This is a genomic window from Actinosynnema sp. NPDC002837, from assembly GCF_040295345.1.
Classification (GTDB): domain Bacteria; phylum Actinomycetota; class Actinomycetes; order Mycobacteriales; family Pseudonocardiaceae; genus Actinosynnema.
Genome location: NZ_JBEOVG010000204.1, coordinates 1 through 1,784, shown reverse-complemented (window position 1 = coordinate 1,784; position 1,784 = coordinate 1). Strand labels below are relative to the sequence as shown.

Below are 1,784 nucleotides of genomic sequence, written 5' to 3'. Positions count from 1 at the left end.
GGGATGCTGTTGGCGAATTGATCTACGACGACGCCCTCGACATGATCATCCGGTCGTGTCGGGGGCGTCGTCGTGTGGAGGTTGTCGGTGTCGTTGCGGCCTGCTGGTCCGGGTGAGGTACCGGAGTTGACGGCCCGGGTGGCGCGTGCCGCGTTTCCCAAGGGCTGTACGGCGATGCTGATGCGGGATCTGCTGGGTCCGGTGTTCGCCGACGAGCAGTTCGTGGGGTTGTTCTCGACGCGGGGGAAGCCGGCGTATTCGCCGGGCCGGTTGGCGTTGGTGTCGGTGTTGCAGTTCGCCGAGGGATTGCCGGACCGGCAGGCCGCGCACGCGGTGCGGGCGCGGGTGGACTGGAAGTACGCGTTGGGGCTGGAGTTGGAGGACTGCGGGTTCGACCACTCGGTGCTCTCGGAGTTCCGGGACCGTCTGGTGGCAGGCGGCCGTGAGCAGTTGCTGCTGGATCTTGTGCTGCGGGCGGTAGGCGAGGCGGGTCTGCTCAAGGCCGGCGGTCGGGCGCGCACGGACGCGACGCGCGTGCTGACCTGGGCCAGGGAACGCTCACGCACGGAGTTCGCCGCGGAGACGCTGCGGGCGGCATTGAACGCGGTCGCGGTGGCGGCGCCGGACTGGCTGGCCGCGCTGGCGCCGCCGGAGTGGTTCGACCGCTACTCCCGGCCGCTGGAGGACGACGACAACGGGCGGTCGAAACGCTGGTCGGCCAGGATCGACGACATCGACCAGGTCGGCCGCGACGGGGTGGAGCTGCTGCTCGCGGTCGCGACGCCGGGTGACTGGGACTGGCTGCGGCACCTGCCCGCGGTCGAGCTGCTGCGGCAGGTCTGGGTCCAGCAGTTCACGATCACCGACGGGGTCGTGCGTGGTCGCGGCCGACGCGACGGACAGCCTGCCGGGGCGATCCGCCACTGCAATCCCTACGATCCCGAGGCCCGCACGAACGGCCAACGCGGTGTCGAGTGGGACGGCTACAAGGTCCACCTCACCGAGACCTGCGAACCCGACGCGCCACACCTGATCACGGCGGTGGAGACCACTCCGGCCAGCGGCAGCGACACCGTCATGGTCGACGTGGTCCACGACCGGCTCGCACGTCGCGGCTTACTCCCGCGGCTGCACCTGGTCGACGCCGGCTACGCCACCGCCCAGCAGATCGTCACCGCCCGCCGCAACCACGGCGTCGAGCTTCTCGGCCCGGTGCAGGCCAACACCAACTGGCAGAACACCGCGGGCGAGGGCTTCGGCATCGACGCGTTCACCATCGACTGGGACAACAAGACGGCGCACTGCCCAGGCGGCAAGACCAGCAGACAGTGGCGCGTGGACACCGCCTCCGAACGCAACCCGCGTGTCCTGGCCCGCTTCTCCCCGGCCGACTGCAACCCCTGCACACTGCGCGCGAAGTGCACCACCACCAAGCCCAGGATGGGCCGCCAGGTCAGCCTGCGCGGCGACCGCGACCTGCACGAAGTGCTCCAGACCGCCCGCCGCGACCAGGGCACCCCGGACTGGCTGCGCCGCTACGGCCACCGCGCCGGCATCGAGGGGACCGTCTCCCAGGGCGTCCGCTCGTTCGGTCTACGCCGATCCCGCTACCGCGGCCTGGCCAAGACCCACCTGCAACACGTCCTCACCGCCGCCGGGATGAACCTCGTCCGACTCAACGCCTGGCACGCGGGGACACCACACGCGTCGACCCGGACATCGCACTTCGCAGCGCTGCGCCCCGCCAGCCAAAGCTGACGGGGCGCATTCGCCAACAGCATCCC

Annotated in this window: 1 protein-coding gene; it reads left to right on the top strand. The window is 70.6% G+C overall.

Features of this window, described 5'->3' with window-relative positions:
• Positions 1–87: 87 nt before the first annotated feature.
• Positions 88–1,758, top strand: coding sequence for an IS1182 family transposase (locus ABTZ99_RS44875; RefSeq protein WP_499619277.1), 1,671 nt, complete (start codon positions 88–90; stop codon positions 1,756–1,758).
• The last annotated feature ends 26 nt before the right edge of the window (positions 1,759–1,784 follow it).